Source organism: Acidiphilium sp. JA12-A1 (assembly GCF_000724705.2).
Lineage (GTDB): Bacteria > Pseudomonadota > Alphaproteobacteria > Acetobacterales > Acetobacteraceae > Acidiphilium > Acidiphilium multivorum.
In genome coordinates, this window is sequence record NZ_JFHO01000235.1 from 1 (window position 1) to 3818 (window position 3818).

General features: G+C 65.0%; 3 protein-coding genes and 2 pseudogenes. All 5 read right to left on the reverse strand.

Annotation, left to right across the window (positions count from 1 at the left end):
- Positions 1-11 precede the first annotated feature (11 nt).
- Positions 12-631, reverse strand: a pseudogene (locus RT91_RS19585) (IS256 family transposase); the annotation flags it as partial.
- A gap of 38 nt (positions 632-669) precedes the next feature.
- Positions 670-2262, reverse strand: coding sequence for an IS66 family transposase (gene tnpC / locus RT91_RS19590; protein WP_035189607.1), 1593 nt, complete (start codon positions 2260-2262; stop codon positions 670-672).
- Positions 2263-2313: 51 nt separating this feature from the next.
- Positions 2314-2661 (reverse strand): IS66 family insertion sequence element accessory protein TnpB, encoded by a 348-nt coding sequence (tnpB, locus tag RT91_RS19595; RefSeq protein ID WP_035189610.1) that lies wholly within the window; start codon positions 2659-2661, stop codon positions 2314-2316.
- A complete protein-coding gene (gene tnpA, locus RT91_RS19600) occupies positions 2658-3125 on the reverse strand; it encodes an IS66-like element accessory protein TnpA (RefSeq protein WP_160321848.1) in 468 nt (155 codons plus the stop codon). The genes tnpB and tnpA overlap by 4 nt, the downstream gene beginning before the upstream one ends.
- 75 nt (positions 3126-3200) lie before the next feature.
- Positions 3201-3800, reverse strand: a pseudogene (locus RT91_RS19605) (IS256 family transposase); the annotation flags it as partial.
- Between the last annotated feature and the right edge of the window lie 18 nt (positions 3801-3818).

A 3818-nucleotide genomic window follows, 5' to 3' on the forward strand; every position in this document is an offset into this window, starting at 1 on the left:
CCGGTTGAACATCAGGCCGCCAGGGCCCTTACGAAGCGATCGCCGAAGATGACGGCGAACTGAGCCTTTGCCATAGCCCATTCTCGAGGTGGCATCACCCATTCCTTTTTCGGGTCGGTTCAGGATCAGATAGAGGAACTTGGCGGCGGCCTCATCGCTCGGGAAATGGCCGCGCGCGCGGATCGCCCGACGCAGCTTGAAATTCAGGACTTCTATGGCGTTCGTCGTATAAATGATCCGACGGACCTCGCCGGGGAAGGAAAAGAACGGGATGACTTCCTGCCACACCCGACGCCAGCTCTGGCCGATGGCAGGGTATTTCCGGCCCCATGGCCCGGCCTCGAAGGCCACGAGTGCTGCCTCGGCGGCCCTGGCATCGACGGCCCGGTAGATCCTTGAGGGCAGTCTCGACCGCCTTGCGGTCCTTGTAGGACACGAAATCCATGGAGTTCCGGAGCAGATGGACGATGCAGGTCTGCACGATCGTCTCGGGAAAGACGGCAGTGATCGCCTCTGGCCCCCCCTTCAGGCCATCGACCACAGCCAGCAGGATGTCCTCGACGCCGCGGTTCTTCAACTCGTTCATCACCCGCAGCCAGAATTTGGCGCCCTCGTTCTGCTCGATCGTAAGCGCAGTCTGAACGACGGCCTTGCGTTGGCGAGTGAGCGCTACGCGGCGGCTGGTAGAGTGGCCTGAGTTTTCCAGTTCCAAGGCAGCAGGGTGTCGATTTCGTTGGCCTTGGTATGGCCGGCGACGATGCGTTCGAGGATTTCGGTGAGCCAGGCGAGCGGCTCGACGCCGCTGAGCTTTGCGGATCCGATCAGCGTCGCCATCAGCGCCCAGTGCTCGGCGCCGGTGTCGTTGCCGGCGAACAGGGCATTCTTCCGTCCCAGGGGGATCCGGCGGATTTCGCGCTCGACGGTGTTGGTATCGAGTTCGATCCGGCCATCGTCGAGGAAGCGGGTCAGCCCCTCCCAGTGCCGCATGACGTAGCGCATCGCCTTCGCCAGTTCCGATCCTTTCGAGATACACAGCAGTTGCTCGTCCAGCCACGTGTGCATCGCCTCGATCTCCGGGCGGGATCGCTCCCGCCGCACGGCGAGGCGGCGTTCGGCGGATTGCCCGCGGATCTCGGCCTCGATCGCATAGAGCCGCGCGATCCGGGCGAGCGCCTCGGCCGCGATCGGCGACTGCGTGGCCTGGTGGAATTCGTAGAAACCGCGCCGCGCATGCGTCCAGCAGAAGGCCAGCGCCAGGGCGTCATCGTCGCGCGCCTTCACGACCTTGCCGAACCCGGCATAGCCGTCCACCTGCAGAATGCCGCGGAATGAAGACATATGCGCAGCCGGGCGCTCGCCCTTGCGATCGGTCGCATAGACGAAGGCAACCGCCGGCGGCGCCGGCCCACACCACGGGCGGTCATCGACCGCATAGCACCATAATCGCCCGGTCTTGGTGCGGCCTCGTCCAGGATCCAGCACCGGCAGCGTGGTGTCGTCGGCGAAGATCTTCTCCTGGGCCATCACATGCGAGAGGATCCGATCGTAGAGCGGCCGCAGCCACCAGCACGCCCGGCCGACCCAGTCGCCCAGCGTCGAACGGTCCAGCCGGATCCCGTGTCGCTCGTAGATCTGTGCCTGGCGATACAGCGGCAGATGATCGGCAAACTTGCTGACCAGCACATGCGCCACCAGCGCCTCGCTCGCCATGCCACCATCGATCGGCCGCGGCGGTGCCGGTGCCTGCACCGGCGGCCCGTCGCAGGATGCACAGGCATAGCGTGGCCGGCGGATCACCTTCACCCGGAACGACGCCGGCACAAAGTCCAGCATCCGGCTCACCGTCTCCCCCACCTGATGCAGCGCGCCGCCGCAGCAGGCACATTGCTTCTCCTCAAGATCGACCACGACCTCGACCTGCGGCAGGCTGTCCGGCAACGCCCCGAGATTGCGCTGCCGCCGCTTGCGTTCACGTGTCTGCCCATCCGCCGTGCCAGCTTGCGCCGCTTCGTCTCCCGCAGCCTCCGCCTGTTCGAGATCTTCCAGCGCCAGGGCCAGCTGGTCCGGATCCATTTGTTCGGAGCGTTGGCCAAAGCGATGCCGCTGCAGCTTCGCGATCAGCAGGTGCAGCTTGTCGATCTCCGCGCGCAGATCGTCATTGGCGCTGCGCAGGCCGGCATTCTCATGCTCCGCGTGGCTCACCAGGTCGCGCAGGATGCCCGGGTCGTCGGGAAGGGCGGCAAGATCGATCGGCACGGTCAAACTATCGCAAGCAACCGATTGGCGTGCCAATGACTCTCGCGTGAGCGGGGCCTATCCCGCCAGCACCGGCCGCAGGCTTTGCACCGGTGCACGCCACTCGCAGCCTTCAAGAAGCGTGGCAAGCTGCGCCGGGCTCAGCGACATCAGCGTCGTCCCGCTCTGCGGCCAGGCGAATGCACCCCGCTCCAGCCGCCTCGTCAGCAGGCACAACCCGACACCGTCGTGCCAGAGCAGCTTGATCTGTCCAGCCCGCCGGCCGCGGAATGCGTAGACCGCACCGTCAAACGGGTTCCCGCCAAAGACCTGCTGGACCAGCATCGCCAGCCCGTCCAGCCCCTTCCTCATGTCCGTCCGGCCGCAGGCAAGATAGACCCGAACACCCGCACCCGGCGCGATCATCCGCCCCTCAGCACCGCCAGCACCCGGCTCAACGCCAACTGGTCCACCCCGGCGCCGACACGCAATACCACCCCGTCCGGCAGCGTGATCTCGATCGTCTCCATCGCCGTCGGCGCTGCCGCCAAGCCCAACGCCGGCACAGTCCCGCTTACCACTGCCCGCGCAAAGCCCGGCACCAGCGGCGTCGCTTCGGCCAGATCGCCATCCCGATATTGCCGACGCCACGTGCTCAGTTGCCCGCTGCTGATCTCGTGCTGACGGCACAACGCCGAAACCATCACGCCGGGCGCCAGGCTCGCCTCCACAATCGCCCGCTTCATCGCCGTCGACCAACGCCGGCGCGCCCCGCGTGTGATTACCTCAACCCGCTCCTTCGAAGCACTCGTATGAAGGCTCGTACGAGCCGCTCCTATCGCCTCAACCCGATCCGCTTCAAAAATCTCAGAAATGCCGACGTCGCTCACGCCCACAAACATCGGGCCCAGTCTGCGTCACAACAACAATGCCGGTCCAACAGCGTTTACGCTCGATCCACATCTGAGCACGACCTTCGTCCCGTCGGCCATGACGCTCAGCGCGATATGGATCGCCTTGTTGCGGACCACGCCCTCGTCGCGGATCTTCACCCGGATGGCATCGAAGAATACCAGCGGATAGACCGGGTCCAGCGGACGCTGCTGCCAGGATGTCACCTCGTCCAGAACCGCATCGGTGATCGTGCTGATCAGCTCCGCCGAAGCATCCATGCCGTAGATCTCGCGCAGATGTTCCGCGATCTCCCGGGTGCTCATCCCCCGCGCATACATCGAGATGATCTTGTCATCGAAGCCTGGAAACCGGCGCTGGTATTTGGCGATCAACTGCGGATCAAAGCTACCCGCACGGTCTCGCGGGATCGCAATCTCGATCTTCCCCGTGCCGGTCGACACCGACTTGCGGCCATAGCCGTTGCGGCTGTTCTCCGCCTCCGCTTCGTCACTCAGATGGTAATCCATCTCCGCGCTCAAGACCCGCTCCGCCAGGGCTTTCTTCAGCGCGTTCACCAGGTCCCCAGAATTCAGCGCTGCCGCCGCGTCACCACCAGCCAGAAGCTGGTCCAGCAAATCGCCCGGGATCGCCGGTGCCGTCCGTCGTGCCATATGGGCCTTCCTTTCTGC

Excerpts from the sequence above, each read along its gene's own strand:
- tnpB (WP_035189610.1), bottom strand. The coding sequence starts at position 2,661 with ATGATCGCGCCGGGTGCGGGTGTTCGGGTCTATCTTGCCTGCGGCCGG.